This window comes from Candidatus Cloacimonadota bacterium, assembly GCA_020532355.1.
In the GTDB taxonomy this organism is placed as follows: Bacteria; Cloacimonadota; Cloacimonadia; order Cloacimonadales; family Cloacimonadaceae; genus UBA5456.
Map to the genome: position 1 here is coordinate 1 of JAJBBD010000075.1, position 4,400 is coordinate 4,400.

The window sequence follows — 4,400 nt, forward strand, 5'->3', positions numbered from 1 at the left end:
AGAGCAGAGGTACTTCTTCCATATCGAACAGTACGACATTGATGAGCTTAAGCGCCGATACCCCAAGTATGCCCAGGATATCGATGCTGCACACTCGCAGAACACATTCGACGAAAGCCTGGACGTTGTGAATGTGGTTACGCTTCAGTACAAAAAAACGATCACGGTAGAGAAAATTTTCATTGAAGATCAGGATAGCGGGATCTCGAAAGAGTTTCTATCCGCAGAGTGGGATGAGCTGGTGCAGAACGCAGCCAATGATCCCGAAACAAAGGCTATGTATGAAGCAAGCGGCAGCCGCATTGGATACCAAGAATGGCTGTGGGAAGGCATGTTCCTACCGGAAAAGGTAACAAAGATTGGGCCTTTTGAGAGTGAGGAGCCAGCAGTATTCCAGGCTATATTCCTGGAGGAGCTTCAGCTCACGCTGGAAGAACCTCAGTATGTCGGGAAAAGGTACGGATACTTCTTTCTGGTGGGCTACCACAACCCGGCCTCTGCCTATCCGCTGGGGCTAGCCTACTTCATGCGGGACATGCTTGAAGCATCGGTTGCGCTGATGACGATCCTGATGATACAGGTTGGGAAGCTGTACAAGAATGAGAAAATTATCCAGCAAGGCGCATTGGTAAACGAAAAACAATACGTAGAGGAGGGTTACAAGCTGGGGATTAACCCTATCGTGGACGAGGAGTGGCAGCGCCAGCACCCAGGAGTTGATGCGGTCAAGAACCTTCCCCTTCCAGACTTCCCCTCTGCCATCACCATTTTGAACGACCACCTGGTAAACGCACAGAAGACCACATCTGGCGCCGTAGACGCGGCTATTGGGCTAGCCTCATATTCCGGGGAGTCCGGAGTAAAGGTGGCGCAATTGCAGATGGCGAGCCGGATATACCAGAAGGAAGAATTCGACGGATTCCGCAGATTCTTGGTCGATGGCTGCACGTGGACCATGGATCAGATCATCCAATTCAGGAATTATCCGCACAAGATCCCGGGGCTGGATATGGATAACCAGAAAGGGTTGATAGACGTAGCAACAGATAGTAGTAACCGGCTGGATGCAGACAATTACTACGTGAAGGTGACCATCCAGGAGAACCAGGAAACACTGAAGCAGATTGAGAGGGAAGCAATGATGGAGCTCAATAATCGTGGTTATGTTGGTGGCATCGACCTGATGAAGAGCCTCGATATCTCTTCTCCTGACAAGAAAATGGAACACGCCCAGCAGGAAAGACAAGAGCTTCAATATGTGCAACTTATCCGTAATAATCCAGAGCTGATGCAGATAATTGACCAGTTTGTGGCGGCACAGGAGAGCCAAGAGAATGGAAAGCAAGCCTCCCAGCCGACTTGAATCTCTGATTGACATAATAAATAACTTGACAAGTAATCGGGACTACGCAAAAGTTGAAATCGTAATTCAGGCAGGCTCGATTGAGTTTGTCTCAGTAAGTAAGAAATATAAGTTCGCTGCCCACGAAAGGGAACAACCCGGAGCAGATAACTTAGTGAAATAATCGGGTAAACGGAACGACCGAAGGCGCTCGATCTCAGCCATTAACACCGGCTGGAGATCGAGCGTTTTTTTTGCCCTAAATTTCGAGCCACCCGCTAAGACGGGCAAACACAACGAAATAGGAGAAACAATGCCAAGAGAACAAGAAAGCACAGCCGAAGAGACAATGCCAGTAGAAACGGAGAAGCTCACGGTAGATGGAAAGGATGTCACCATTGAAAGATCGGTTGATAACGCCATCGAGGTAAAGCTGCCGGAAGGACTGGACGATGCTGAAAAAGCTGAGTTCATCAAAAAAGTGGAGACGGGCAGCAAGCTCGTGGGGTCCTACTACCGGAAATTGCAGGAGACGAATGAGCGGATTAAATCTTTGGAGGAAAGAGAAAAAGCTCTTGACGAAAGAGAGAAAAAGCTCACAGCAAAAACGTCAACTGACACCGGAGAGATCGACCCAGTTTGGAAGCGCCTGGGATTGCGAAGCGAAGAGGACGAAGAAGACTTTGCTATAGACAATCCCGCAAAGTATCAGAAAGCCCTTGCTGATTATCTGAAAGCAACGGCCAGGCAAGAGGCTTTATTGGAACTTGAACAGCGCGAAAGAAAAACCAGAGCAGAGCTACAAGAGCAATTGTTAGCACAACGGATCACGGCAGCCGGGGCGGACCCGCAGGACGTTAAGGCGTTTGCTAATTACTATGATATCCCATTTGGGGAGAAAGCTTTTGAACTGTACTCCAAACAAAACTCGCTAAAAACAGACCCGATTATTGACGCTCAAATCAAAGCGCAGCGCAAACAGGTGCGCTGGATAGATCCGGGAGATCGCACCAGCGTTACCGGACTGATAGCAAAGCTACAGAAAGACCCGGACAGCTTAAGCGAATCCGAGATCGACACGCTCATCGCTGCGCGCAAGAAAACGTTTAGCGAATAAGGAGTAAAAGACAATGACTCGCGAAGACATTAAATCGCTTGGTCTGCAACCACTAGACCTTAAACTTCGGGCAGAGGTAAAACGTCACCTCTGGTTCAGTAGGTTTAAGGGCAGCGTGAAGAGCGGACGAGACTATAACAACGATCCCACGCTTCATGCATCGGGATCTCCGATTGAAGTTAACAACAAAATCCGCAGCATCGGCTATGGCGATCGACTGCTGATCCCCATGGAAAAAGACCTTGCAGGAGCTCCGACTCTGGGCGATGCTGTACTGATGGGCAGAGAGGAAGAGTCTGCAAGAGCATACGCCAAGGTTGGATACAACCAGGTCCGCCATGCCATCCCGGTTCAACTTGGGAGCATGGACAAAGCTAGAGAACGAGCGTTCCGGGCAGCCGAGGACAACCTTCAGAAACTAGCTTGGTGGCAAGCACAGTATGAGAACTACAACATCCTCACATCCATCTACGAAGGCGCGAGCGAAAACCTGTACACAACCACCACCAACCCAGACTACGGTCAGGGACTAGGCATCCCGCGCAGATACCACCCCAACTTCTACCGCTACAGCACGCTTGGCTTCAATAAGATCGGCGCTGCCGGCAAATTCCCCACTGCACTTGAGGTATACGATGCTGCTGTCGGTACTAACGACGGCGGCGTAGACACAACGAAGTCTTTGGACGCCAATTGTGTCGCGATGGCTCGCCTCACCGCCATGCGCAAGGGGATCAAGCCATTGGTGATGGAAAACGGATTTAGCTTCTGGCCCTGGCTGATTACCCCGGAGCAAGCAATTTCTCTGGTCCAGACCAATGAGTTTAAGGCTATGGCCCAAACTCAGGTATGGAAAGAGGTGAAGAGCCATCCCTGGGTGAATGGTGCCATTGGCTACTTCGGCGGATTTGTGTTCTTTGAGGACGTGATCAGTGTTCGCGGATTCTCTACTTCAGACGGCGCGTCAACCGGCCTGAACGTATTGGGTACTACCGAACTGATAGCGGACAGCGACATCAAGCAGAACCCCAGATTCCTGCCGCAAGAAGGTCACCTCACTCACTTGGTGGGGACCACGAAGGCGAACCATGTATCCATAATCTTTGGAGAGAGCTTCATCGGCGAGGCCCTTCATGAGAACCTTGGATTCGCTACCGAAAGCCAAGACTATAATAACTGGCAGGGATTGGGCGCCTACACCAAATATGGATATGAGCGCCTGGATTTTGTGCCTAAAGCTCACGTGCAGTATCTCGAAGGTACTGAGGCAGGAATAGCCAACATCACAAACGTATATAATCGCAGCTCTATGCTGATTATGACGCACGAGTAAGGAGGTCATGATGCAAAGTAAAGATAGATCCCGACTCATGAACATGGGGTTAGTGCCATTCAAGGTATCTATCCCGCTAGCTGTTCCCGCCGCAAGCGCGGTGGCGTATCATTACAAGCCCGCGTTCCCGTGCAGGCTTATAGACGCAAAACTAATGGTCATTACCGCCCCCGATGATACGGCTGATATAACCATCACGAAGGATACCATCGCAGCCCTGGACACTCCCGTCAACAAACTGATTGCAGGTGCTACCGCCGTAGCAGTGGCCGATAGCGATCTGTTCACTATCACCACCGGGGTGGCTGGTAACAAGGCTGTTCTTGGGGTCCCCGGAGACAATTATAAGACGGCTCAATTAGTCGATGTTGGCAACAGAGAAGCGCTGAAAATTGGCGTCCCGAAGGATACGGATCCTCTCGATTCTACCCTGATTCTGGAATTCATGCCGGTTTAATGTGCTAATCACAAGAAAGTGGGAGGGGGAGCAATCCCCCACCCTTAAAAGGAAACACTTATGAGCGATAAGATCAACGGAACAGAGGTTGTAACAGAGAATTTCTGCGTCAGAAACAAAATTACGTTTGATGATGTGAAGTCCTTTGTTG

At 50.0% G+C, this 4,400-nt stretch carries 5 protein-coding genes; all 5 read left to right on the forward strand.

The genetic code is table 11. The annotated features are described in order from the left end of the window. On the forward strand, nucleotides 1-1,363 hold a 1,363-nt coding region (locus LHW48_02495; GenBank protein MCB5259329.1), incomplete at its 5' end, for a hypothetical protein. Next, on the forward strand, nucleotides 1,335-1,526 hold the full coding sequence (locus LHW48_02500) for a hypothetical protein (GenBank protein ID MCB5259330.1): 192 nt from the start codon (nucleotides 1,335-1,337) through the stop codon (nucleotides 1,524-1,526). The genes LHW48_02495 and LHW48_02500, both read left to right, overlap by 29 nt. Before the next feature lie 129 nt (nucleotides 1,527-1,655). Continuing rightward, on the forward strand, nucleotides 1,656-2,459 hold the full coding sequence (locus tag LHW48_02505) for a hypothetical protein (protein MCB5259331.1): 804 nt from the start codon (nucleotides 1,656-1,658) through the stop codon (nucleotides 2,457-2,459). A gap of 13 nt (nucleotides 2,460-2,472) precedes the next feature. Beyond that, a complete protein-coding gene (locus LHW48_02510; protein MCB5259332.1) occupies nucleotides 2,473-3,792 on the forward strand; it encodes a DUF4043 family protein in 1,320 nt (439 codons plus the stop codon). A 10-nt stretch (nucleotides 3,793-3,802) separates the two neighbouring features. Then, nucleotides 3,803-4,249 (forward strand): hypothetical protein, encoded by a 447-nt coding sequence (locus LHW48_02515; GenBank protein MCB5259333.1) that lies wholly within the window; start codon nucleotides 3,803-3,805, stop codon nucleotides 4,247-4,249. Nucleotides 4,250-4,400: the final 151 nt, after the last annotated feature.